Here is a 25822-nt window from a genome sequence, read left to right on the forward strand (position 1 = left end):
TCTATTTGTGCAACGCAACAAACTCAGAGTTTGTGGGTGGACAACAGGATGCTGGTTTCGCTCGCAGCGATGCCGTCGATCGCGCGGATCCGCCCAAGCGCTCGATCAAAGGCTTCCAGACTGTCGGCACGGATCTCGGCAACGAAATCCCAGCGCCCGTTGGTGGAATGCAGCGTCTGCACGCACGGCTCCCCGCGCAAGGCGCGCAGCACCCCATCTGTGGTGTTGCCGGCAACCGCAATCCCCATCCAGGCACGGATCCGGTGTGGTTCGGCGGTTGGCTTGAGCCGCACCGTGTAACCGACGATCAGGCCGCTGTCTTCAAGCTTGGCAAGCCGATTCTGGACAGTCCCGCGCGACACCCGCAGTCGCTTCGCGATGGCCGACAGCGGCAGGCGGGCGTTATCGCGCAACAAGGCGATCAATTCCCGATCGGTATCGTCAATTCTGTACAGATCGTCAGTCATATCTATCAAAGTGCGCAACGAATACCACTTTTTATACCAGTTTCGGTCTATTCGCTAAACCTCCGTCTCGCGACAATGATCAACGACGGAAGCCTGCCGACAAGGAGTACAGCCATGACCCGCTACCTCGACGTCCAGGATGTCCGCCGGTTGATCCAGGCTCGCGGCATCGAACGCTGCCTGGGGGAGCTGGCCGGATTCATCCGTGACGACTTTCTGCGCTGGTCCGATTTCGACAAGAGCCCGCGACTGGCAAGCCACTCGAAAGTCGGCGTGATCGAGCTCATGCCGGCTTCGGACAAGACGTTGTACGGCTTCAAGTATGTAAACGGCCACCCCGGCAACCAGCGTCACGGCAAACTCACGGTGATGGCCTTTGGCGTACTCGCCGAGGTTGCCACCGGCTATCCGCTGCTGCTCTCGGATCTGACGCTTGCCACCGCGCTGCGCACCGCCGCCACTTCGGCGCTCGCGGCGCAGGCCATGGCCCGTACCGGATCGCGCTGCATGGCGGTGATCGGCAATGGCTGCCAGAGCGAATTCCAGATCATGGCCTTCCTCGGTCTGCTGGGCATCCGGGAAGTCCGGGCCTTCGATATCGACCCGGCGGCCACCGCCAAGCTGCGGCGCAACCTCGCGTCGGTCGAGGGGCTCCGGATCAGCGCGGCCGGCAGCGTCGAGGAGGCGGTCCGCGGCGCCGACATCGTGACCACGATCACCGCCGACAAGGCGCGCGCGACGATCGTCCGTGCCGACATGATCGAGCCGGGCATGCACCTCAACGCAGTTGGCGGAGACTGCCCCGGCAAGACCGAACTCGCGGCGGCGATTCTCGAGCGCGCACGCGTAGTGGTCGAATACGAGGCGCAAAGCCGCATCGAGGGCGAGATCCAGCAGATGCAACCAGGCTTTGCGGTGACCGAGTTGTGGGAGGTGCTAGCGGGCAAGGCGCAGGGCCGCGGCTCGGCCGACGAGATCACGGTGTTCGATTCGGTCGGCTTCGCGCTCGAGGATTTCTCGACCTTACGTTACCTCTATCAGCGCGCGCGCAGCGCGCGGATCGGCCGCGACATCGAGTTGATCCCGGAACTCGAGGACCCGCGCGACCTGTTCGGCCTCCTGCGCGAGACCGGGGCCATGAACCGCCCCGCACAGCTCGAGACCGCCTGAGCGCTAGCCGCGCGCGTCAGGCGCCGCCCGAGGACGCGCCGCCCACCCTCACCTTGTTCATCGCCAGCGCCGCCGCGGCGGTACGGGTTTCCACGCCGAGCTTCTCGAAGACGTGTTCAAGATGCTTATGCACCGTGCGCGGGCTGGTCCCGAGGATTTCGCCGATGTCCTTGTTGGTCTTGCCCTTGATCACCCAGTAGAGCACCTCCGCCTCGCGCCCGGTGAGCTGGAAGGCATGTCCCAGCGCCTCGATCGCCGCCTCGTCCGATTCCTCGCGCATGCCGATCAGCCACTCGCCCTCGGGAGTGCGGTTGTGCAGCGTGACGATGAGCCGCCGCGCACCGCGGGTGAGCGACAGCGGCAAGCTGTCGCGACCGTCTGCGCGGGCTGCCGCGGCGCCCTCGATCCAGTTGCGCAGGCCACGTGGCGCGATGTCGTCCTGCGTGCCAGCGAACTCCTCGAGCAGTTTCCTCGCCAGCGGCGTCTGCCACATCAGGCGACCGTCGGAAATGCGCATCGCCAGCGTGGCCTGGCCAAAGGCGTCGAGCGCGCTGCGCGCCTGCTTGGTCAGGCGTGCGCTGTGCAGATGGGCGTTGATGCGGGCGAGTACCTCGCGGGGGCGAATGGGCTTGGTCACATAGTCGGCACCACCCGACTCGAAGGCGTTCACCACATGCTCGGTCTCGGTCAGCCCGGTCATGAAGAGGATCGGAATCTGCTGTGTCGTATAGTCGGCCTTGAGCCGGCGAGCGACTTCGAATCCGTCCATGCCGGGCATCACCGCGTCTAGCAGGATCACGTCGGGCAGGCTCTGCCTCGCCCGCGCCAGCGCACTCTCCCCATTGGTGGCGACGAGCACGGTGAAACCCGATTCATCGAGAGCGTCGTGCAGCACCGCGAGGTTGTCCGGCACATCGTCGACGATCAGCACCACGTCGGCCTCCGGAAGCATTCGTTCAGTCATCGCGTCCTCGTTCGATGAGGCTCTTGATCGCATCCAGCTGAAAGCCGCTGGCCAGGTCGCGAACCATCGCCACGAAGTCCGTACTGTCCGGATCCCGCGCCTCGATCTCGTCGAGCCGTTTCTGGATGCCGCGCACATAGCCGGTGTCGACCAGCGCGGCAAGCGCCTCGAGCTCGGCCTGCGCCGGGTAGCACAACGCCGCCGGCGCCTGCCTCGCGGCCGGGACGTCGGCAGGGCTCGCCGAGGCCGCGCCGCGAATCACCCACTCGAGTGACAGGCGCTGGCCGAGCCAGTCGAGCAGCGCGCTCACCTTGACCGGCTTGAGGATGAAATCCTCGGCCGGCAAAGCCACGTCGTTGTCCAGCCCCTTGTCGAAGGCATTGGCCGAGATCACCGCGACATGCGCATGGCAAAGGCCGTCGCGGCGAATGCGCCGTATCGTCTCCCATCCGTCGATGCCCGGCATGGCGAGGTCCATGAAGATCACCTCCGGTCGAAAATCGGCCACCATCCCGAGGCATTGCTGGCCGGATTCGGCCTCCCCCACCTCGAAGCCCAGCGGCACCAGCACGTTGACCAGCAGCTCGCGATCCACCCGCTCGTTATCCACCACCAGGATGCGTCGCCGCGGCCCCCGGTAAGCGATGCGCTCCACCCTGGGCAGGACGCGCGCAGCCTCGGCCGAGTGCAGGTGCGGCAGGAACAGGCGAATGCGAAAGATCGAGCCCGTGCCTGGCGTGCTATCGACCTCGAGCTGTCCGCCCATCACATCGACGAACATCCGGCTGATGGTCAGGCCCAGGCCCGCGCCGGCCGCATGCTGGGCGGCGGAGCCGCGCGCGAAGGGCTCGAAGATGCGCTGCATCTCGGCTTCGGTGATGCCCGGGCCGGTGTCCTCGATCTCGAAGGTCGCCATCTCGCGAGCATGGCGCACCCGCATCGTCACCGACCCGCTCTGGGTAAACTTGACCGCATTGCCCAACACATTGATCAGCACCTGGCGCAGCCGCTTCTCGTCGACGCGCACCACCGCCGGCAGCTCGCCCTCGGGGCGGAATTCGAACACCAGGCCCCGCGCCCGCGCCTGCGGCTCGATCATGCCGACGACCTGCTGCAGGAAGTCCACGAAGTCGAGCGGCCGGACCTCGAGGGTCAGCTTTCCGCCCTCGATGCGCGCGATGTCGAGCGTGCCCTCGATGAGCGACAGCAAGTGGTCGCCGCTGCGCCGGATGACATTGATCGCCTGCCGCCGATGCACGGGGATGGAGGCATCGCCATCGAGGATCTGCGCATAGCCGAGGATGGAATTGAGCGGCGTGCGCAGTTCGTGACTGATCGCGGTGATATAGCGACTCTTCGCCTGGTTGGCGAGCTCGGCGGTCTGCTTGGCCTTCTGCAACTGCTCGTCGGTGCGTTTGTGCGAGGCGATCTCGCGCATCAGCAGGTGGGTCTGGCGGTTCGATTCCTGTTGGGCAACCTGGCGACTCTTGTGGGTCAGCACCATCCACCACACCACCACCCCCGCAAGCAAGGTGAGCACGGCGTAGGCCTTCAGGAAGCTGAGCTTGAGTGCCGGCGTGAGCGCCACCGCGGCATCGCCGAAGACCCTGAACTGGTGATAGTAGAAAAGACCCAGCAACAGTGCCAGGAAGGGCAGCACCACGGCCATCAGCAACAGGTAGTGCCCCAGCCCCGAATCGATGAATGGCCATGCCCGGCGCGGCAGCAGGTACTGCATCGCCCGGCTCCACTGTGCCGAAAGACTTGCTTCGGGCTTGCACAGGTCATTGCAGCGCGCATCGAGCGAGCAGCACAGCGAACAGATGCTGCCCTGGTAGGCCGGGCAGCGCGCCATGTCGTCGGCTTCGTAGCTGCGCTCGCAGATCACGCAGCGCTGCACCCCCGCCCCGGGCTCGGACTGACGCGCGATGTAGTAGCGCCCGCGGGTCGCCCAGGCGATCAACGGCGAGACCACGAAGGCGGTGAGCAGCGCGATCAGCGCCGAGAACGACTGCGCCGCCACGCCGAAGGCACCGAAATAGGCCGCCACCGAAAGCGCCGAGGCGATGCCCATTGCCCCCACCCCGACCGGATTGATGTCGTAGAGGTGGGCGCGCTTGAATTCGATACCGGGCGGCGACAGGCCCAGCGGCTTGTTGATCACCAGGTCGGCGACCACCGCCATCATCCAGGAGATCGCGATGTTCGAGTAGAGCCCCAAGACCTTGCCGAGCGCCTGGAACACATCGAGTTCCATCAGCATCAGCGCGATCAGGGTATTGAACACCACCCACACCACCCGCCCCGGATGGCTGTGGGTGAGCCGCGCGAAAAAGTTCGACCACGCCAGCGAGCCGGCATAGGCGTTGGTGACGTTGATCTTGAGCTGCGAGACAAGCACGAACAGCGCCGTGGCGGCGATCGCCCAGCCGAGGTTCGGAAACACGTACTCCCACGCGACCAGATACATCTGGTTGGGATCGACCGCGCGATCCACCGGCACCGAGTTGCGAATCGCCAGCCACGCGAGCAGCGCCCCGCCGAGCATCTTGAGCACCCCGGGCACCACCCAGCCAGGTCCGCCGATGAGCACCCCGGCGAGCCACCGCCCGCGGCGCGCGCGGGTGCGCTCCGGCATGAAGCGCAGGTAGTCGGCCTGCTCGCCCATCTGGGTGATCAGCGCCACGCCAACGGTGACCGCCGCGCCGAAGAGGTTGAGGTCGAACTGCGTGCCGCGGCCATCCTGGCCGCCGTAGGCCATCAATCCCGCGAGCACGTCGGGGTTCTCGCGCAATACGTAGATGTAGGGCACCACCAGCATCACCAGCCACAGCGGCTGGGTGAGCGTCTGCAGGCGGCTGATCGCGGTGACCCCGTGCATCACCAGCGGAATCACCACCAGCGCGCAGATGAGGTAGCCCCAGGCCGGCGGGATGTCGAAGGCGAGATCGAGCGCGTAGGCCATGATGGCGGCCTCGAGCGCGAAAAAGATGAAGGTGAAGCTCGCGTAGATCAGCGAAGTAAGCGTCGAGCCGATGTAGCCGAAACCCGCACCGCGGGTCAGCAAGTCCATGTCCACCCCGTAGCGCGCCGCATACAGGCTCACTGGCAGGCCCGCCAGGAAGATGATCAGGCCAGTGGCCAGGATCGCCCAGAAGGCATTGATGAAGCCGTAGTCCACCAGCAGCGTCGCCCCCACCGCCTCGAGCACCAAAAAGGACGCCGCGCCAAAGGCGGTGTTGGCCACCCGCAACTCCGACCACTTGCGGAAGCTGCGCGGCGTGAAGCGCAGCGCATAGTCTTCCAGCGTCTCGCGGGCGACCCAGGTGTTGTAGTCGCGGCGCACCTTGACCACCCGCTGGGTGGCGGGCGGCGCAGGCTGCTCGAACGGGCGCGGCGCATTCATAGCTGCCGGGGTGCTCGAATTGGAGGTTGGGCTCGCATTGGAGCTGTGATCAAGCAATTAGCGTTCCCGCCCCCGGCAGCGCACAATCGACGCTACTGCGAAACCTTCACCAACACACCGAAGCAACCGCACGACCCGCGTCGGCCCGTGCCGGGCTTGCCGCCCTGCGAACTGGCTGCGCTTCGAACAGCCGGCTACCGCGTTGGTTTTGCGAACTGAATGCCGTACCGTAAACCAAATGGCCGACACCGCCACGCACCATTCCGGTGCATGGGACTCGGGAGCCACCGGCCGCGCCACGCGCGGCAGCCTGGTCTCGCTGCGCGGATGACGCGATACTCACCGTCAGTGCAAGAATCGATATCGCCAGCGGCGAGCCTGCATACCCCCTTGAAGCTGGCACGCGCGGGGCCTGGCAATAACAAGGCGTGGCTTCATCGCTTGCGCTCGCCGTTGGCATGTCGACTACGCGAATTTACATCTCGCCCCCCACCAGCCCCGCCGGCGTCTCGAAGAACCTTAAAATTCGTTCAAGTTCAATAACTTGGTCGACAAATCAGGCGACCGCGAGGCGTCGCCGATGCGCAATCCAGGCCCACCCAAAAAGTGTGTCATTTCTCGAACACCTCCCATCCGGACCCGCATCGAGGCTCTATCTCTATGATTTTTAGTAATTTTTTAATCAAATGTTGCATTGCAATCAAATAATGCTGCGCCTGCGAAGTGTTCAACTTCTGGATCACTTCGATCCGCAACGGCGGCCAGCAACAAATAATGAAACATTTTTTCACTTTTTAATTCAACCACTTACCTATTCATCACGGGGCTGGCCTGCAACTTGCGCTAAGAGTGAGCGGAGAGCCGACCTTCGTCGGAGCTCACGTTAATGGGAGACAACGATGAGACTCACGCTTATCTCGACAGCACTGGCGGTGGCCTTCGGCATGTCCGGCGCTGCCTTTGCAAACCCGGTGGTCAATGGCGAGCATGCCGGACAAGGCGCCGGCAACGACACCGTCGACCAGACGGCAACGGCGACATCGAGCCAAGGGAACGGACCGAACGCAAACGAATATTCATCGGTCAAGGTCGGCTCCGACAACCGCGCCAAGACCGACGTCGGCAACAACAAGAGCAGCGGCGACAACCGTGACAACGAAGGCTGGGCCAAGGCGACCGATTATGGCAACGCCGCCGCCAACAACGGCGGTTCGGCAAGCAGCAGCTTCAGCAATGCCTTCAACGAAAACAAGGCGGTGGCCGTAAGCAAGCTCGAGGGCTCGGTAACCAATAACCAGATCTGGGGTATCGGAAACGCCGTATCCAACACAGGCAACGCCGACGGCGCCAGTGGCGGTTCGGGCGGCGCAGGCGGCAACGGTACCGGCGGAAACGCTGCCGGGGGCAACGGCAGCGGCGGCAGCGGCGGCGATGGCGGCCATGCCGGTGCCGGTGGTTCGGGCGGCGCCGGCGGCGGCGGCGGCACCGGTTCCAACGGCAGTGCCACTGCAGGCGCCGTAACAAACGGCAGCGCCACCAATGGCAGCGCCGCGGCAGGAAACGGCGGCGATGGTGGCAAGGCCAAAGACGCCGTCGGCGCCAATGGTGGTAACAGCGGATATGCCAGTGCCACCGGCGGCAATGGCGGCAGCGGTACCGGCGGTCAGGGCACCGGCGGCGTGGGTTATGGCGGTGCAGGCGGCACGGGCAGCGGCGGCAATGGCGGCGAGGCGATCGCCGGAGCGGGCGGCGCCGGGGGCTCGGGCAACGGCGGTGCATCGGGTAACGCGAGTGGCGGGTCGGGCGGCACCACCGCCGACGCGACCGGTGGCAGCGGCGGCAATGGCGGCAGTGGCGGCAGCGGTGGCACCACCGGCAGTGCCGTGGCCGGCAGTGGCGGCGCTGGTGGCAACGGTGGCAACGGCGCCATGGGCAAGGGCTATGGCGGCGACGGCAAATCCTTCGCGCATGCTGATGGCGGCTATGCCGGCGGCAGCTCCTTCGCTTCGGGCGGACGGTCCTCGAACGATGGCGGCGCAGGCGGTGCCTCGACGGCCGATGCCGGCGCATCCACCGGTGGCGCCAGCGGCGCAGGCGGCATGACCGGCCCGCAAGGCAACGGCGGAACCGGAAGCGATGGCGGCACTGGCGGCAATGGCGGTGGCAACAACACCGGCAACACCACCGGCAATGGTGGTAACGGCGCTAACGTAGCGGCCGACAGCAGCAGCGGCGCAGGCGGTGCGGCGGCAGGCACCGCGGGCGCGGGTAGCTCGGGCGCAGCCAGCGGCAACGGCGGCGCAGCAGATTCCACCAGTTCGATGGCCTCGGGTGGCGCAGGAAGTGGCAACGGCGGCTCCGGTGCCAGCGGCGCAGCGGGCGCGGCAGGTGCGGCAGCAAGCAATACCGCAGGTAACGGCGCAGGCGGCGCAGTTGGGGCAGCAGGTGCCGCAGCCGCCAATGCAGGCGGTGCAGGCGCAGCCGGCAGCAGCGGCGCAGGCGGTACCGCAGCGGCGGCAGCCGGCGCGGGTGGCGGCGTCGCATCGAGTGCAGGCGCGACCGGCACCGGCGGCGCAGGTGCCGTCGGCAACGGCGGCACCGGCAATGGCGCGGTCGGCAACGGCGGCGCGGGCGGCATGGCGACCAACACCACAGGCAATGGCGGTGCGGGTGGCACTGCAACCAACACCGGCGGTGCAGCCGGGGATGGCGGCATGGCCACGAATGGCAGCGCCAGCAACGGCAGCGCCAGCACTCAGGCCACCAATGGCAGCGCCTCGGGCGGTGCAGGTGCAGCCGGTGCAACCGGCGCCCAAGGCGGTCAAGGTGGCCAAGGTGGCACCGGTCAGGGTGGCAACGGTGGCCAGGGTGTTGCGGCAGTCGGCAATGGTGCAATCGGCGGTGCAGGCGCGGCCGGCGGTGCGGGCGGCGCGATTGCGCTCGACGCGGGCAACTTCAACATGTCCAACAGCATCGCCAACAGCTTCACCAATGGCGCCGGGATCATCGTCTCAAGCCAGAACTCGGGCATGTCCTCGCTGGTGCAGCAGAGCGTGAATGTGCAAGCCAATCTCAACGTCGGCCACTGATCGGCGAAAAGGAGACAAGTCATGAAACTCACTTTGATCTCATCCGCGCTGGCCCTTGCCTTCGGCATGTCGGCATCGGCCTACGCCAACCCGGTGGTCAATGGTTCCGATGCCGGACGCGGTGCGGGTAACGATTCGGTGACCCAGAGCGCAACCGCAGAGAACACCCAAGGCGACGGGCCCAATGCCAACGAGTACTCGAGCGCCACGGTGGACTCCAACAACACCACCAAGAACGATGTCGGCAATAACAAGAGCGCCGGCAACAACCGCGACAACGCCGGCTGGGCCAAGGCGCAGGACTACGGCAACGCCGCGGCCAACAATGGCGGCAGCGCCTCCAGCAGCTTCTCCGATGCTTTCAACACCTCGAAGGCAATGGCGATCAGCAAGCTCTCCGGCACCGTCACCGACAACCAGATCCACGGCATCGGCAACATGGTGACCAACAGCGGTAACAGCAATGGCGCCATGGGTGGCAACGGAGGCGCCGGTGGCGGTGGTTACGGTGGCGCCGGCCAGGGTGGCGACGGTTCAGGCGGCAGCGGCGGCAACGCGGGTAATGGCGGCAATGGTGGCAATGGTGGCAACGGCGGCTACGGCGGCAGTGCCGCCAATGGCAGTGCCAATGCGGGCGCCGCGAGCAACGGCAATGCCAGCAACGGCGATGCCGTTGCCGGCAACGGCGGCAGCGGCGGCGCTGCCAAGGGCGCCACCGGCGCCAACGGCGGGAACTCCGGCGAAGCAACCGCCTTGGGCGGCATGGGCGGCATGGGCCAGGGCGGTAACGGTTCCGGCGGCGAAGGCTCCGGCGGCAACGGCGGCAATGCCAACGGCGGCGCTGGCGGTATGGCTTCCGGCGGCAACGGCGGCTACGGCGGCGGTGGCAACGGTGGCAACACCGGCTACGCCACCGGCGGGGCTGGAGGTAACACCGGCAATGCCACCGGCGGCAATGGCGGCAGCGGCGGAAATGGCGGATATGGCGGCTCGACCGCGGATGCCAGCGGCGGCAACGGCGGCAATGGCGGCGACGGCGGCAACGGCGGCAAGGGCTATGGCTCCGGTGGCTGGGCGGCATCTGGCGCGTCGGCCGACGGCGGTTCGGGCAAGGCCTATGACAAGGCCTACGGCGGCAACAGCGGCAACGATGGCGGAGCGGGCGGCACCAGCACTGCCATGGCCGGGCCGACTTCGGGAGGCGCGAGCGGCGAAGGAGGCAGCACCGCTTCGCAGGGCAACGGCGGCGCGGCCACCGGTGACGGCGCCACCGGCGGCAATGGCGGCGGCGGCAACACCGGCACCACTACGGGCAATGGCGGCTCCAGCGGCATGGCCACCGGAACCAGCACCGCCGGAGCGGGCGGCAGCGCGGATGGAACCGGCGGCATGGCAACGAGCGGCGGGGCGAGCGCCAGTGGCGGCAGTGCCAACGGCACCGCCTCGACCGCGACTGCGGGCGCGGGCACCGGTACCGGCGGGAGCGGCGCGGCAGGCGCAGGCGGTGCGGGCGGAGGCTCGGCCACCAACACCGCGGGCCTTGGTGCAGCGGGCGCTGCTGGCGCTGGCGGTGCAACCGGCACCAATATGGCCGGCAACGGCGCGGGCGGCACCAGCGGCAACGGCGGTGCGGCGGCTGCGGCGGCTGGCGGCGCGGGCGGCAATGCCACCAGTTCCGGCGCGATGGCCCAGGGCGGCGCGGGTGCAACCGGCAACGGTGGCACCGGCAACGCAGCAGCGGGCAATGGCGGAGCCGGCGGCTTGGCGCAGAACACCACCGGTGACGGCGGTGCCGGCGGGACTGCAACCAACACCGCAGGCAACGGCGGCAATGGCGGCGCAGCCAGCAATGGTGGTGCCACCAACGGTGGCAGCTCGACCATGGCCAGCAACGGCGGCGCCACGGCGGGCAATGGCGCAGTCGGCGCGGTCGGCGCGGCCGGCGGAGCGGGTGGCCAGGGTGGCACCGGCGAAGGCGGTGACGGTGGTCAGGGCGTTGGCGGAGTCGGCAACGGCGCAGTCGGCGGCGCAGGCGGCGCAGGCGGCGCAGGCGGCATGCTGAGCCTCAATGCAGGCACCTTCAACATGTCCAACAACATCACCGGCAGCTTCACCAACGGTGCGGGCATCATGGTGTCGAGTCAGAACTCCGCGATGTCCTCGCTGGTGCAGCAAGGGGTGAACGTGCAGGCCACCCTCAATGTTGGCCACTAAGCCGGTTTGACCGGCCCGGGCCGGCTGCGGATTCGTCCGCAGCCGGCCAGAAACCCCTAATAGGAGGCAAGGCCATGAACAAGGTTCATTCGCTGAAACGCCTGCTTGTTGCATCCACAATCATTGCGCTTTCGGTGGTTGGCGGCAGCGCCTCGGCCGAAGACGACAGCCCGTTGTCCTGGGAAGAAGCGAAATCGCCTGCGCCGGCGCTCGCCGGATTCGACGGCATGCAGGTTTCGGCCGCGAAACTGGACGAGAAACGCGGTGGAGAAAAAATGAATGACATGCAGCTTGACGGCGTGGTCGGCGGCAATCATGCATCGGACCTGGTGACCGGCAGCAACTTCGTTGCCGACGGATCACTGACCGGCAACGCCGGCTTTACCACTGTGGTACAGAACACCGGCAACAACGTACTCATCCAGAACGCCACCATCGTCAACCTGCAACTACAGTAGTGGGGGGAGAAGATGCGCAGCACAAGAGTCGCCCTTGCCGCGGTCGCACTAACGATCACAGGCGTGTCCGGTGGGGCCGAACTCAGGTTCTCACCGGACGTGGTGGGTCCGTACCGGGTGCCGGTCACCAGTCTGAAGGAGGCGCGGAACCTGACCACCCTGCAGCAGCAGTTCGACTTCAGCTGCGGCTCGGCGGCGCTTGCCACGCTGCTCACTCATCACTACGACTTCCCGGTCAATGAGCAGGCGGTCTTTGCCGCGATGTTCCAGCACGGAGACCAAGCCAAGATCCGACGCGAGGGATTCTCGCTACTTGACATGAAAAATTTTCTGGCCGCACGGGGCTTTCAGGCCGACGGCTTCGAAGCGCCGCTGGATGCGCTGGTAAAGGCGAAGATTCCGGCCATCGCGCTGGTCAACGAGAAAGGCTACAACCACTTCGTGGTGGTCAAGGGAGTCAAGGACGGCCGGGTAGTACTGGGTGATCCGGCGTTCGGGACCCGAGCAATGTCGCGCCACGACTTCGAGGCCATCTGGTCCGAAAAGATCCTGTTCGTGGTAAGAAGTCATCAGAACATCGCCCACTTCAATCGCCCGGTCGACTGGAAGGTGGTTCCGCGGGCACCGCTCGAGGCGGGGCTGCGCGGATCGATCGACATGGTCCGCTTCATGCGCAATGGTGGGGACTTTTAGGAGCATGTCGGCCTTGAGGATTCGCGGCGCGAGAAGTTGGAGCGCGAGCATGAGTTCCGCCGGGGTTTGAGATACTGCGTCGCACCACGAAACTGCCGGTCGGAAACGAACCAAGCGCCCACCAGTGCAGTAGCTCAGTCTTAAGTCCGATGGCCTGCTGGCACGGGCGTTCGCAATACGCGGTCTCCGGTCCGCATTCCGGGGTTTCCCGGGAGGATGTCATGTCAATGATCAAGGCAGCACAACGACGCTATCTGGCCTTCGCCATTGCGTCTGCATGGGCGCTGGTGCCCGCGATGGCTGCGAACGACACCGGTTCGTTGGCCCAGGGCTTGGTCAAGACCGATACGCTGGAAGGTTTCGACCGCGCCGCCGGTTGGCAGGTGATGAGCGCCGCACAACTCGACCAGGTCAGAGGCGGATTCGACTTGCCCGATCTGCAACTCAAGCTCTCGTTCGGCTTCGATCAGGCAGTCTTCGTAAACGGCGAACTCGTCGCACGCACCGTGCTGACTATCGACCAGTTGCGCTCGTCGGTCGCCTCACAGATGGAGGCAATGCGAACAACGATGAATCCGGCCGCCATGACCGCCGAGATCCAGTCGCGAATTGCCCAGCAACTCGCAGCGGCCGGCATTCGCGCCACCGTTGCGATACCGGCCGAAACGCCGGCCGCAGAGGTCGCCTCCATGCCACCGGCTCCGCTTCAAGTCGTTGCCAGCCAAATGCCAGATACGTCCAAGGTGACGCCATCCAGCCCGGTTGCGGGGACCGTTCAGCCAGCATTGAGCAGCGAACCCGCCGCCCCGACCGGACTCGGCGCGGCCGTCCCGGTGATCGGTGTCGGCATCCCGGTGACAAACCCGCCATCGACCACCCCGGCAACACAGGCTGGCGCCGGCGATACGGCGCCGCCGCTACCGGCCGCATACACAGGAGTCGTCAAGCCGGTTCCGGTCGTTGCTACAAGCGCGCCTGCTTCGACGCCCTCTTCCACCCCGGTGGCCGCTGCCGTGGCAAATCCGGCGGCCGCAGTAGCACCCGCGGCCGGCAGCAGCACAGAGCCTGCCGCATCACAAGCCGCTCCCAACACGGTCGTAGCCAATCAGGCGGGAACAGTTTCGCCGCTCCTCAATAACAACAGCTTCAATCCGGTGCTGGTCATTCAGAATGGTGGCGGCAACATCGTTGGCAGCAGCACACCAGGGAACAGCGCGAATTCTCCGGTCGCGACAGTCGTGCAAAACAGCCTCGACGACCAGCGCATCCAGGTCCTCACCGAGATCAACGCCTCCGCAAACAGCCTGGAGATAATGCGCTCGATGAATCTGGGGAGTTCGATTCGTGAAGGCCTGATCAACTCCCTGCGCCGCTGACCGAATCAAACCCGGTCGCTTTCCCAGCGACCCGGGCCAGCCGCAGGGTTTTCCCGCGAACAGCCCGGGATGTTCGCGATTATAGAGTGAACGGCATGCGCACGGTCAGATTCACGTCGGGCGTGTCGCGCGTTACGCCCACGCCCAGCGACACATTGAGCGACCTGGTCGGCGAAAGCCGATAGGCATAGCCGAACATCAAGGTTCCGAGTTGAACCCTTACGCCGCCGGATTGCTTGACTCCATCGACGGTGAGCTGGGTCCGTCCCACAGACGCATGATCGTAACCTACGCTAAAGGAAGACTTGTCATTCAGTGCGAGACCCATCCCGAAGTTGAATCCCAGCACACCACCAGGCCGTACCGAATCGACGTTCCGGACAGTCACGCTCCCGGTGCTCAGGTCTTCCTCTCTCAACGACAAGTTGCTTCGGCCGAAACTGTACTGGTAGTTGATTCCGCCAAAGAACACGACCGGATCCGACGGGAAAAGGAAGGTCACCCCGGGCTGCAGCGAATAGAATCCCGATCCAGTGGGAAGGCCTTTGGGAAGGTAGCCGGAATTCGGAACATAGACAGAAGGGAAATCGAACTGATCGGATCCGGTCCGCATCTTGAACCTCAATGACGCAATGTAGTAGGGCTCGTTGGGCCCGCCGTCATTGAGCTGATAGCGACCAGTAAGCTCGACGTCGCCGATCTTGCGCCCGGTCGCGTTGAACACCTCCTCGTTGCTCGAGGGAGTTGCCAGAGGCCGTCCGATCGAATCGTCACTGCGATAGACATAGGGAATCTTTGCCTCGAACTCCATGCGGTTAGTCAATCCGGTGCGCGCCGTAAGCGCCGCCGTCCACGTATTGCGCTTGACTTCACGCACGTCGATCAGGCCTATGGTGATCGCCGGGATGATTGTGTAGCCGACCAGCGCGACGCGGTTCGTCGAGGCGTAGGAATATTGCAGGGAGGGCTCGAGGATAACCCTGCCAGGTGGTGTGAGAACCCCCGGCTGGTCGAAGATCTGCGCCACTGGTGCCGCATCCTCGCGCTTTGCCTCGGGCGGACGCTGCCCCACGGGCTGCGAGGACTCCTGGGCCACCTGCACCGGCGGCTGGGTCGCCGACGGCTCCGCGGGACCAGCTCCGCGGGTCGCCTCCAGACGCTCGACCTCGACTGCCCGGCGGATTTCGGCGAGCTTGGCCTCTTCGACCTGCATCGACTTTCTCAAGGCTTCTAGCCTGGCTGTCTGCTCCACGATGAGTTTTTGAAGTTGCTCGAGAGTCGGCGTCTCCGGTGCGGCGACGTCGGCAGCCCATACCGATCCGGCAAGGCCTGCGCACACCGCCAGACAGATCGCCGTACGTGGCGTGCGTGGCATCGGATTACTCATGAATCTTTCTCCCTGAAAAGACCACTTTGCATTCGGCACGGCCAAGGCTCCCTACGAGGCATGGATGTCGAGGCGTGCCATCAGACGATAAAGGGTTCCTCTTGAAACGCCGAGGCGGCGCGCGGCCTCGGACACGTTCGAGCCGCTCATATGCAAGCTGCGCAGGATGATCTCGCGGTCGAACCGAGAACGCTCGGTCTCGAGCGTGTCGATCACCGGGCTGACGCTGCCACCTTGCAATCCCAAGTCCTGCGGTGTAATCAGTTCGCCCTCGGCCATGATCATTGCCCGGCGCACCCTGTTGATGAGCTCGCGGACATTGCCGGGCCATTGGTAGGCCTCCATTGCCAGCAAGGCCTCTTCGCCGAAGTCGCGAAGCTGCCTGCCTTTTTTCTGCAGGTTTGCACGGAAGGCGCTCCGCGCCAGAGCGCGCACATCCTCGATCCGCTCGCGAAGGGCGGGTACGCGAATATTCACTACATTGAGGCGATAGAAGAGATCCGCCCTGAAGTGCCCCGCCGCCACGGCTGCTTCCAGATCCACATGGGTTGCTGCAACAACCCTGGTATCGACGGGAACATGAGTGCTCGCCCCGACGCGCACTATCGTCATCTCCTGCAGGAAGCGCAACAAGTTGGCCTGCAGATTGGTTGAAAGATCCCCGATCTCGTCTAGGAAAAGCACCCCCGAGCTCGAGGCTTCGATATTGCCGATTCGTCGCTGGTGAGCACCGGTGAACGCGCCTTTTTCGTGTCCAAACAGCTCAGACTGGATCAGGGTTGCCGGGACGGCCGCACAATTCATCGCCAGAAACGGCCCGGCGGCACGCTTCGAGTAGCGATGAATGGCCCGCGCCACAAGTTCCTTGCCAACGCCCGACTCGCCCCGCAACAGTACCGGCACGTCGGCCCTGACGATCTTGGCAAGCTGGCGATACAGTGTCTGCATGGCGGCGCTGGTGCCGGTCATGCCGAAGGTTGCCGACTCTCCGGGCGCCGCATCGAGCAGTTGCTGGCGCATCTGGGCCTTGCCATGGGCATGACCAAGCGTCATCCTGAGGCGTGCAGGGTCGAGCGGCAGGGTGTGGAAGTCGTGGAAATGCTCGAGTACTTGTGGCGCGATCCGGGGGTGCTCGAGTAGGCCCTGTGCAACGAGGGCCACCCACTCACAGGCGCTGCTGTCAATCAGCTTTGCCAGCTCGGTAGCCAAGGAACCCTCAGGGTTGTCGAAGACAACGATTCCGACCAAGCATCGATGCGTTTCCAGCACCTCGTGGGTAGCAAGGGCCGAATCCACCCGATGAAAGAGCCAGCCATCGAAGCCACCGCCCTCCAGCCGGCCCGCAAGCTCTCCCGACGGGTCGACCAGAACGACGTCGCGTCTGGACATTCGGCCTCCTCCTCAATTCTTCTCTAAAAACCCTTTTATGTCTTATGTATAGCCAACAATACGCCGGGAACCCATTCAATCCGGGGCTCTCGCGTGACTCACGTCACGGCTACGGGTGATACACGCCCACGCGACGGCTTCCTCCGGCCCTGCCGCTCACGACCTTCCGTACGCGGCCCGCAGGCGCGGGAGCGTCACCTCGAAGCAACTTCGGCGCTCAGCGTCTGCTTGGAATTTCGAGCGTTCTGGCAAGAATCAACGGTGGAAGGTCGCCCGCATAGACGGCGGGCGGCACCAAAGCCAATTGTGCCTTCGGCAAGCGCAGGTCCACGTCGACACGACGGTTCAGCTGGCGCCCAGCCGCACTTTCGTTGCCAGCGATGAAGCAATTGAGGCAATAGCTGGTGCTGATCTTTTCCTGTCCGATCCCGGCGTCGGCAAAAGCGCTGGCCACGGTATCAGCCCGGGCCTTGGCGAGGCGGGCATTGAGCTCGTCACTGCCGGTACTGTCAACGCGACCGCGAACGACCACCGCATGGGACATGTTGGCAATCGGCACCAGTTCGGCAACCGCCCTGCGTCCCATCGGCCCTAGCGTGCTCTTGCCGAGCGCAAAGGGAACCATGCGTGCTATCGAGGCAAGCTCCACGTCAAGCTTGAGCGCCACAGGTGTCGAACGCCCTTCCTCGGACGGCGACACCGCGACCTTGGAAATCGGGTCGGCAAGCTTCGGTGGCAGCTCCAGTTCGGCGGAGGCAACGGCTGCGGCCGGCACCGACGCTTCAAGCAGGGCCACGACGGTGGCGGCCGGATCGATCGAAGCGACTGCGCTTGGAGGTGCGGTCGCGGCAAGTTGCGGCGCGGACACCTGCCGGCCGCACAGCGGGCACGGAACCGCCAATTGATAGCTGAGCCCCGAAACCGGGTCGAACAGCGGACCATAAGATCGTGCTTCTTGCAGCGAGACCTGACTGCGTTCCGGCGGTCCACTCATGCACGCTGTCAATGAGAGTACCAGCAAGGACAGAGCGGCTGACTTCATGGCGACGTTCCTAGTCCGGTGAAAGCTACTTGACTTGTATAGAAATTAGCAGCACCGACCAGCCGCGGCAATCCCCGACGTGGGATTCGGCATGAAATAGTTGCATTTGGCGTAATCGGCAAGCGTCGTGCGTCGAATCGTGGATACCTGTCGTCAGCGCGACCGGTCAATCGATGAAACACCACACCATCGACAGCCAGAGGCGGTCGGTCCGCACCTTGACCGCCGGTCGTCATCGCAGACAATCGAGGAGGCACCTTGTGCCGGTTTGATGCCCAACCGTCGCTGGCCGCGCCGTATCGCCCTTCAGCGCGCCGGTAACTCCTCCGCGTAGGGCGCCACCTTCTGCGCCTCGATGCGGTAGCCCGCGTTGCCCATGTCGGTGGCCGCGGCCGCCACGCTCATCACGCCGGAAACCCACACCGCCTGCATGTTCTGATCGGCCGGCACCGGCTTGGCGGCAACGACATGGATCACCTGGTTGGAGGGTGGCGGTGGCACATGCACGCAGGCGCCAAAATACGGCACCAACAGGAATTCGGTAATGCCCTCCTGGTCCCCCTCGAGGCGCACCAGGAAACCCGGGATACGGATGCGCTGACTCATCAGGGCGGGCACCACCGGGGCCTCGTCCCAGGCCTTGCGGATCGCAGCCAGGGCCTCCATGGCACGCGGGTCGGCGTCCTCCATGCTGTTCATGTCGAGCTTGTCGAGCTTGTCGAGCAGGGCCATCGGATCCCAGTCCGCGGGCATCAGGTCGTCCCAGGAGATCTCGCGGTAGTCGTCGCTGGCGGGCGGCGCGGGCACGGCCGGCCTGGCGAGTCGATCGCCGACCTTGTACCCGCTCCCCGCCGCGCTGGCCTGCGGCACCTCCGCACCACAAGCCACCAGCGCGGCGGCACACAGCGCCGCAGCGGCGAATCCCTTGATATTCATATCGCTCACATCCTCACCATCATCCCGTCCGCCAGCGACTGCCGATAGGCTCGCAGCGCTGGTACCAGGCTTGCCAGCAGGCCGGCCAGCATCACCGCCCCCAGCAACATCCACTCCCGCCCCACCGGCCAGCCCGGCGACACCGCCAGCCCGTAGTTCGCCTGCAGCCACGCGGCCATCGAGAACACCAGCACCTGCACCAGCGCCACACCGAGCACGCATCCGGCCAGGGTGAGCAGCACACTCTCCGCCGCCACCAGAAAAAACACATCGCGCGGCCCGGCGCCAAGCGCGCGCAGGATGGCAAGTTCGCGGCGGCGCTCGCCGAGGCTTGCCACCATCACCGCGACAAGGCCTGCCAGCCCGACCGCCACCACCAGCGCCGACACGGCCAGCAAGACCCGCGCGCCAATGCCGACCACATCCCACAGCTGATCGAGGGTAACACCGGGAAGGATCGCCAGCAGCGGCTCGCGGGTGTCCTCGTTGATCGCCCGCTGGAGGCGAAAAACCATCGCACGGTTTTCAAGCCCCACCAGCGCCGCGGTCACCCGCTTGGGCGCGAGATCGAATTTCCTCACCATTTCGGGAGCGATCTTCAGCCCGGGGATCGGCGCCCCGCCCTGCCAGTCCAGATGAATGGCCTCGATGCTCTCGAGGCTCACGAGAACGCTGCGGTCCACCGGAGTGCCGGTTGGCGCCAGCACACCGACCACGGAAAAGGGCTTGTCACCATGCTCGGCGACATGTTCGCCGCTGCCGTGCGCGAGCGTGATCCGCGCACCCTCCCGATAGCCCAGCCGCGCCGCCACCTCGGCCCCGACGACCGCCTCGAAGACGTCCGCGAACGGGCGGCCCGCCGCGAAACCGATCCGACGACCGTCGCCGTAGCGGTAGTGCCGGAAGAAATCCGGAGTGGTCCCGACCACGCGGAAGCCGCGATGGGAATCGCCCAGCGAGAGGGGAACCACCCATGCCACCTCTTGCCGTGCGGCGATGCGTTGTACCGCGGGCCAGGACACTTCGTTGGTCGCATCGCCAATGTGAAACACGCTGTAGAGCAGCAGTTGCACCGGGCCACTGCGCGCGCCGACGATCAGATCGGTGCGCGATACGGTGCTGGCGAAGCTTTCGCGGGCATCGTTGCGCAGTCGTTCGACGCCCAGCAGCAGCGAGACCGAGAGCGCGACCACGATCACCGTTAGCCCGGCGGTGAGACGCCGGTTCCACAGGCTCGCCAGTGCCAGGGGAAGAAGACGGATCATGACGCCACCTCCTTCGCCGCCTGATTGAGCGCGGAGAGATCCACCACCCGGTCGAAATGCGCGCTCAGGCGCCGATCATGACTCACGAACAGCAGCGTAGCGCCCGCCGCGTCGCACTCACTCAGAAGCAGGTCGAGAAAACGCGTCTGGCGATCGGCATCGAGCGCCGAGGTCGGCTCGTCGGCAATGATCAGTCCCGGCCGGCCGATCAGCGCGCGCGCAGCCGCCACACGCTGCTGCTGCCCCACCGAGAGCGTCATGGCCGGGCGTGCGAGCAGGTTTGCGGGCAGATCCAGCCTCGCCGCCAGGCGTCTCGCCTCGGCAAGCGGCGTGCTCCCCGCGGCGGCGATCCGCTTTCGCCGCGCAGCGGAAAACCGGCACGCCAGCAGAATGTTGTCCTGCATCGAGAGATAGGGAATCAGATTGAAGAGCTGGAACACGAAGCCGATGTGGTCGGCGCGGAAACGGTCGCGCGCGCGGGCGCTCAGCTGCGCAAGGTCCTCGCCGAGTACGCACACGCGACCTTCGCGGGGCGACAACACCCCGCCAACGATCGAAAGCAGGGTGGTCTTGCCGCTGCCGCTGGGGCCGTGGAGGAAACATCGCTCGCCCGCGGCGACCGGGAAGCCGGGAATGTCGATGCAGGGGGCCTGACCAGGCCAGGCGAAGCGCAGCCCGCGAAGTTCGAGCGCGCGGCCCGGCGTGGTGGCAACCCGTTCCATCTAGAACCCGACCTGAGCCGATGCGGGCCGCAAGGTCTGCGCGGATTGGCCGCCGTCGCCTGCCACCTGGACACGCAGCTTGCCAAGCCGCGGGAAGTGTTTGAACAGCGTCACCTCGAAGCCGTCCAGCGCAGCGGCATTCGCACACTCAAAATGCCAGTTTGCCTCGAGGTCGGCATGGTTTTCGTCCCCGGCATCGTGAGCAGCCCCCGGTTTCTCCGCGAAAGGCTCGGCGACCGCCGCATCGACAAGCCGGCACGCGGCAGCAGCCGGCAGGTTCACCACGCGGGCAGGCTCGCGCAGGATCGCAAGCGCATCGGCAAGCCTCCGTTTCTGTTCGGCATTGCGTGGCGCATGCTCGAATCCGACGAAATTATCCAGGGGGCCGTCAAGCTCGATCAGGAGCGAGCCGCCGCTGCGAGCAACGTTGAGGCTCGCCACCCCGTGCTCATGGGCATGGCCAGTGGCCGCCATCGCGGTCGGCGCCAAGCTTGTGCAGGCTGCAAACAGCAGCAGAGCGTTGGTCATATTCATATCTGGGTTCTCCACTAAAACTTTTTTGTCATGAACGATCGTCGGTCAGCGGCGGCCCACGGTCGCTTTCGCGAGCGCGCAGGCGGCCATCGCCCAGACCACTGCGGGGCCGGCGGGCAGATCGAACACCGAGGAGCCGAATAGCCCCACGACGTAGCCGGCGAGGCCGATGCCCCAGGCAGCGGCGAGCCGTCGCCGCTGCATGCCCGCGGTGGCCAGCGCGGGCACGATCAGGCTGGCGAATACCAGGAAGACGCCCACCAGCTGAACGGATGCGGTCACCGCGAGCGCAAACAGGGCATAGAAGCCGAAGCCCTCGCGCAGCTGCGGCAGGCGCCACCACAGGATCAGTACCAGCATGCTCACCAGCGCCATCGCCCAAAGCGCCGTTGGCCCCACCCAGAGGATCTGCCCGGCAAGCAGATCCTGCAGGTGTTCACCGCCGTGGGGATGATGGGCCAGGAGCAGCATGCCGAGGCTGGAGGCGAGAACGAAAAGCACGCCGATGAGGGCCTCCTGCTCCTGCGGCCTGCGCCGCTCGCTCCAGGTGAGCAGCGCGGCGCCAGCCAGTGCCGCCGCCAGCGCCGCCGCCTGACCGGGCCAGCCTTGCGCGTGCAGCCCGGCCAGTTCGGCCGCGATCACGCCCACCCCCGCCACCTGCGCCACGGCGAGGTCGATGAACACGATGCCGCGGGCGAGCACCTGCATGCCCAGCGGCACGTGGCTGGCGAGCACGAGGGCGCCCGCGATCAGTGCCGGCCAGACGATCTCGAGCTGCAGGCCCACGTCGATGCTCATCGCGCCACCGCAAGCAGACGGTCGACCGTATCGTCGAACAAACCGAAGAGGTCCGTCGCCCGCTCCGACCCGCCCACCGTGAACGGCAATACCACGACCGGGATGCCGAGCTTCCCGGCCAGCCACTCGCTGCCGCGGCCATCGTCATAGGCGGCGCGCAGGATTGCCCGGGGTGGATCGGTAGCGAGACCGGCAAGCAGGGCGGCGAGTGACGCGCTCGAAGGCTCGATGCCCGGTTTGGGCTCGATCGCACCGATTTCCCGCAGCCCCGGCCAGTGCAGCAGATACGCAAACGCCTTGTGCTGCACCACCACACCCATGCCGGCAAGCGGCCTCGCCCGGGTCTCCCAGCCAGTCATCGCCACCCGCCAGCGCCGCGCGAAATCGGCGTGGCGCGCGGCATAGCCGGTGGCGTTTGGTGGATCGATTTCCGCCAGCCTCACCGCCAGGGCGTCGGCCACCTTCAGGATGTTGTGCGGATCGGTCTGGATGTGGGGATTGCCGTCCGGATGCACATCGCCGTCGGCGCGATCGACCCGCGTCGGTACTTCCAGCATGTTCACCACCGCCGCGGCCTCGAAGTAACCCGGCGCGCCCGGCAGGATGCGCGGATTGCCCGCCTGGCGCAGCAGCACCGGCAACCATCCGATCTCCAGCTCGGCACCGCTGCAGACCAGCAGATCGGCCCGCCGGGCCGCGGCGATCAGGCTCGGCCGGGCCTGTACGCGATGCACGTCCTGACGCGCCGTGGTCGCCTCGCGCACGCCCACGTCCGCACCGCCCAGCGCCCGTACCAAGGCCCCCCACTCGGGCTCACAGGCGAGCACCTGCAGTGCCGCCGTAGCCGGCAATGCAGCCAACAGGGCGGCACAGCCCAGGAAAACACGGAATATTCGATTCATCGCGTGCTCCGGTCAGAAGGCATGGGCGCCATGCGCACCGAGACTCATGACGTACTGCAGCCACAGCTGGTTATCGGTCACCCCCTGCATCGATCTGTCGCGCGCGGCCTGCAAGCGGATGCGCGAGAACTCGCTCGGACTCCAATCGACCATCAGCGTGCTGCGGGTCGGCCGGTAATCGGCCTGCTCGATGTTGGACGCGTTGGTACCGAGATCGACCGATCCGGAGTCGAGCCTGTCGTAGCGGGCGCCGATGCGCCAGCCGGGCATGAATTGATACACCGCCTGGGCATACCAGCCGCTCTGCCGGCTGCGGTAACGGCTGTCGACCTGGCTGGCGCAGGCGGTCGCCCCGCTTGCCTCGTCCGGATCCTCGTAGCAGGCGAGATCGCCGCTCTCGCGACGCATGAAATACTCTGCCTGCAGGGTCAGGTTGCGCGCCGCCGGATTGCCGTCCGGTGCCCATTTCCATACCGCATCCGCGATCCAGGTGCGGCTGCGGCCGCTGAAGGCACCAACCACTTCCTCACCGGCGAGGCTGTCCTCGTAGTGCGACTCTCGGGCTGCTGCTCGCGTACCGAGCCACGACAGGCCCGCGCGCCAACTGCTGGCAGCCCCGACGTCCCCGCCGGCATGGGCGAATACCGTCGTCGCGCCGATGCCGTTGCCGTTCCGGTCGGTACCCGGGAAGCCGGCGCCACGGCCGATCTCGCCACCGAGCTCGATGAACAACTCGGTGGGTGCCACCCAGGAGAGCTGCACACCGTCCTGGCCGTAACTGCCGTGCTCGCCGAACAGGGCCCGATACATCAGCGACGAATCGGCGAAATCCCAGGCATGGGGATGCTGAACGTTGGCGTAGCCGATCGCCGACAGGAAGCGCCCGCCCTTGACGGTGAGACCGTGACCGAGGCCCAGGGTCTGGAACCATGCCTCCTCAACCTCCACCGCGTCGTCGATGAGCGCCAGGTTGGCGACACCGCGGAAACGATCGTCCACGTTGGCGGCCAGCATGAGTTCGGTGTGGTCGAGCGTAAAGCCGCGCTGCTCGCCCCCCTCCTCGTGATCATGCCCGTGTGCCGCGGCGAAACCACTGATCTCGCGCTCGGCGAGATTCTTCATGCTGCGGTAGGCACCCTGCAATGTCAGGGAGATCTCGGGGTTGAAGGCATTGCCGCGAGCGGGCGCCGTCCGCTGTGCGGTCGCGGGTGGCGTCACGGCGGCCGCACGGGCCTCGACGCCGGCGATCTGACGCTCCAGTTCGGCGATCCGCGAGGCGTAGTTCTCGCGCAGGAGTCTCAATTCGTCGCGCAGCTCGGCGACGGAAGCGTCGCCCGCCAGTGCGGGCTGGGCGATCAGTAGCATGGGCGCAAGCATGCGCCGCAATCCAGTTTGCATTTCTTTGTCCTGATGTCGATTAACGCACCCGACCGGAAGTGCCGTCGCGACACTTGGCCGGGCGAGCAAGCAAGGAAGCGCCGCACCTCCGACGGACGGGGGTGTGGCGGACCTTCGGGGGAATGCGCCGCTAAACGGCGCGTCGACTCAGGATGCGGGCGGCGCCCGCGCCGCGTATGGCTGAAGCGGGCGCCACGTCGGCGCAGGCGCCATCGGGGTCCGCTGCACGACACTGCCACCAGGGGCATGCGCCTGCTGGCGGCCGACCGCGGCGGCGGCACCGCCGGCCATCCCGAGGCACAACTTGCACAGCGCATCGGCCGCATGGCCGCCGTCCTGGTGCATGTCGAGGGAATGCCTCGGTTCGCCGCCCAGGTGGGTCAGCGCATGCGCATAGCCGATGCCCTGCGCAACCGGAAACAGCAGGCAGAGCAGGGCGAAGAACAGGTAGCGGCGCAGGAAGGACATCGGTAGCGTTCGGCAGTGAGCGCCAAACGCTACATGGTTGCATTAGATGATGCAAGCAGAACGGCCGCAGCGCGGCCGACGGTATTCAGGTTCCCGCGGTCATTTTCCGGGCTCGGCCGCGATGCCAGGCCAGAAGTCCCGCCCCGAGCAGGAGCAGCAGCACCGAGGAGGGTTCGGGTACGGCACCGCCCTGCTCGAGCGTGACGGGTGGCAGCGCAGCGTACAGCTGGGCACCGTCGATCGATTGCCACCGGGCATCGCCCGGCAGCCACCAGCCCAGGTCGAGGACGCCCGCCTCGAGGCGATTGAAGTAGTCGAGCTGGAGCGCATAGTAGCCGACGTCGAGCGCCACACCGCCGCCGTTCGCGCCGGACAAGGTGTAGAAATCGCGTCCGCTGGCACCGATGAAGGTATCCCGGCCGACGCTCAACGCACTCCCGCCCGCACCGATCAGCGAGAACGAAAAAGCATCGTCGACGAAGATCCCGAAGTCGTACAGACCCGCCTCGGCGATATAGAGGTAACCGCTGAAGCGCGCCGCGTAGTTGGTCTGCTGGCCACTCGTGGCCACCACGGGCGCGACCTCGCGAACATGGTCCTTGTCCCAGCCGGAGGCGATTCCCCAGGTGCTGTTGTAGAGGTCGTTGGCATAGCTGAGCTGCGCGCTCACACCACCGGCACGGGCGACCAGATTCGGATCGCCGTCGGCCAGCGCGAAGGCCGCGGGAATATCCCCCACGCCCCAGAAACCGCTCCCCCAGCCGGTATCGCCGATGCGCTCGCCCTGGTAGACGTAGTTGCTGAAGTGCCAATCATCGGCCACCTGCACCCACTCGGTGTTGAGACCGCCTCCGACACCTTCCGGTCGGGCTGCATAGGGATCGAGCAGCGGCGCGGCCGAAGCACTGCCGCAGTACAGCAATCCCGCCGTTGCGAGTGCCGCAAGAATCCGGGTTTTCCGGTCGGGGCGAGGCATGACTCATTCCTGAAATTGTCGAATGGCCGGATTCTCGGACGTCCGGCCCCGATCCCTGAACAACAAAAGTCACACTCCGGGCCGGCGTCGCAACTGCAGCATCGCCGACTCGGACACGCACCGTGAAATAGTGCTTGTCGAAGCGGAAGTCATGCTCAAGAAACGGCC

General features: G+C 65.9%; 21 protein-coding genes. 6 read left to right on the plus strand and 15 right to left on the minus strand.

The window, feature by feature from the left end:
* Positions 1-23: 23 nt before the first annotated feature.
* On the minus strand, positions 24-467 hold the full coding sequence (locus GQB03_RS01250) for an Lrp/AsnC family transcriptional regulator (RefSeq protein ID WP_235026893.1): 444 nt from the start codon (positions 465-467) through the stop codon (positions 24-26).
* 114 nt (positions 468-581) lie between these two features.
* Here GQB03_RS01250 and GQB03_RS01255 point away from each other — a divergent pair, with 114 nt between their 5' ends.
* Positions 582-1637, plus strand: a complete 1056-nt coding sequence (locus GQB03_RS01255) for an ornithine cyclodeaminase (RefSeq protein ID WP_159683082.1) — start codon at positions 582-584, stop codon at positions 1635-1637.
* Between the two features lie 16 nt (positions 1638-1653).
* Here GQB03_RS01255 and GQB03_RS01260 read toward each other — a convergent pair whose 3' ends face one another.
* Positions 1654-2601 carry a response regulator transcription factor gene (locus GQB03_RS01260; RefSeq protein ID WP_159683085.1) on the minus strand — a complete coding sequence of 316 codons (948 nt, stop codon included), beginning with the start codon at positions 2599-2601 and terminating at the stop codon, positions 1654-1656.
* On the minus strand, positions 2594-6007 hold the full coding sequence (locus GQB03_RS01265; protein ID WP_159683089.1) for a hybrid sensor histidine kinase/response regulator: 3414 nt from the start codon (positions 6005-6007) through the stop codon (positions 2594-2596). The genes GQB03_RS01260 and GQB03_RS01265 overlap by 8 nt, the downstream gene beginning before the upstream one ends.
* Before the next feature lie 899 nt (positions 6008-6906).
* Between GQB03_RS01265 and GQB03_RS01270 the strand changes: the two genes are divergently transcribed.
* The 5 genes from GQB03_RS01270 to GQB03_RS01290 all read left to right on the plus strand — a co-directional run bounded on the left by GQB03_RS01270 (position 6907) and on the right by GQB03_RS01290 (position 13837).
* Positions 6907-9096, plus strand: a complete 2190-nt coding sequence (locus GQB03_RS01270) for a hypothetical protein (RefSeq protein ID WP_159683092.1) — start codon at positions 6907-6909, stop codon at positions 9094-9096.
* Between the two features lie 21 nt (positions 9097-9117).
* Complete coding sequence (locus GQB03_RS23405) at positions 9118-11310, plus strand: hypothetical protein (RefSeq protein ID WP_159683095.1); 2193 nt, start codon at positions 9118-9120, stop codon at positions 11308-11310.
* Between the two features lie 74 nt (positions 11311-11384).
* Positions 11385-11768: a hypothetical protein gene (locus tag GQB03_RS01280; protein ID WP_159683098.1), complete on the plus strand. Its 384-nt coding sequence runs from the start codon at positions 11385-11387 to the stop codon at positions 11766-11768.
* A 12-nt stretch (positions 11769-11780) separates the two neighbouring features.
* Entirely contained in the window at positions 11781-12461 is a 681-nt protein-coding gene (locus GQB03_RS01285) for a C39 family peptidase (RefSeq protein WP_159683101.1), read from the plus strand.
* 221 nt (positions 12462-12682) lie between these two features.
* Complete coding sequence (locus GQB03_RS01290; protein WP_159683104.1) at positions 12683-13837, plus strand: hypothetical protein; 1155 nt, start codon at positions 12683-12685, stop codon at positions 13835-13837.
* A 79-nt stretch (positions 13838-13916) separates the two neighbouring features.
* On the opposite strand, the gene GQB03_RS01295 is transcribed toward GQB03_RS01290, so the two are convergent.
* The 12 genes from GQB03_RS01295 to GQB03_RS01350 all read right to left on the minus strand — a co-directional run bounded on the left by GQB03_RS01295 (position 13917) and on the right by GQB03_RS01350 (position 25654).
* Complete coding sequence (locus GQB03_RS01295) at positions 13917-15224, minus strand: type IV pilus assembly protein FimV (protein WP_200832059.1); 1308 nt, start codon at positions 15222-15224, stop codon at positions 13917-13919.
* A gap of 51 nt (positions 15225-15275) precedes the next feature.
* Positions 15276-16613, minus strand: a complete 1338-nt coding sequence (locus GQB03_RS01300; RefSeq protein WP_159683107.1) for a sigma-54 dependent transcriptional regulator — start codon at positions 16611-16613, stop codon at positions 15276-15278.
* A 217-nt stretch (positions 16614-16830) separates the two neighbouring features.
* On the minus strand, positions 16831-17655 hold the full coding sequence (locus GQB03_RS01305; RefSeq protein ID WP_159683110.1) for an OmpA family protein: 825 nt from the start codon (positions 17653-17655) through the stop codon (positions 16831-16833).
* Positions 17656-17961: 306 nt separating this feature from the next.
* Positions 17962-18591 (minus strand): DUF3299 domain-containing protein, encoded by a 630-nt coding sequence (locus GQB03_RS01310; RefSeq protein ID WP_159683112.1) that lies wholly within the window; start codon positions 18589-18591, stop codon positions 17962-17964.
* A gap of 5 nt (positions 18592-18596) precedes the next feature.
* Positions 18597-19856, minus strand: coding sequence for an ABC transporter permease (locus GQB03_RS01315; RefSeq protein ID WP_159683115.1), 1260 nt, complete (start codon positions 19854-19856; stop codon positions 18597-18599).
* A complete protein-coding gene (locus tag GQB03_RS01320) occupies positions 19853-20578 on the minus strand; it encodes an ABC transporter ATP-binding protein (protein WP_159683117.1) in 726 nt (241 codons plus the stop codon). Before GQB03_RS01320 ends, GQB03_RS01315 begins: the two co-directional genes overlap by 4 nt.
* Complete coding sequence (locus tag GQB03_RS01325; protein WP_159683120.1) at positions 20579-21112, minus strand: DUF2796 domain-containing protein; 534 nt, start codon at positions 21110-21112, stop codon at positions 20579-20581.
* A 45-nt stretch (positions 21113-21157) separates the two neighbouring features.
* Positions 21158-21910 (minus strand): metal ABC transporter permease, encoded by a 753-nt coding sequence (locus tag GQB03_RS01330; protein ID WP_159683123.1) that lies wholly within the window; start codon positions 21908-21910, stop codon positions 21158-21160.
* The gene (locus tag GQB03_RS01335) at positions 21907-22812 is read right to left on the minus strand and encodes a metal ABC transporter substrate-binding protein (RefSeq protein ID WP_159683125.1); all 906 of its coding nucleotides are present in this window, start codon (positions 22810-22812) and stop codon (positions 21907-21909) included. The genes GQB03_RS01330 and GQB03_RS01335 overlap by 4 nt, the downstream gene beginning before the upstream one ends.
* 12 nt (positions 22813-22824) lie before the next feature.
* Entirely contained in the window at positions 22825-24189 is a 1365-nt protein-coding gene (locus GQB03_RS01340) for a TonB-dependent receptor (RefSeq protein ID WP_159683128.1), read from the minus strand.
* Positions 24190-24357: 168 nt separating this feature from the next.
* A complete protein-coding gene (locus GQB03_RS01345; RefSeq protein WP_159683131.1) occupies positions 24358-24678 on the minus strand; it encodes a hypothetical protein in 321 nt (106 codons plus the stop codon).
* An 85-nt stretch (positions 24679-24763) separates the two neighbouring features.
* The gene (locus GQB03_RS01350; RefSeq protein ID WP_159683134.1) at positions 24764-25654 is read right to left on the minus strand and encodes a PEP-CTERM sorting domain-containing protein; all 891 of its coding nucleotides are present in this window, start codon (positions 25652-25654) and stop codon (positions 24764-24766) included.
* Positions 25655-25822 lie beyond the last annotated feature (168 nt).

It is taken from the genome of Cognatazoarcus halotolerans (genome assembly GCF_009800965.1).
Classification (GTDB): domain Bacteria; phylum Pseudomonadota; class Gammaproteobacteria; order Burkholderiales; family Rhodocyclaceae; genus Cognatazoarcus; species Cognatazoarcus halotolerans.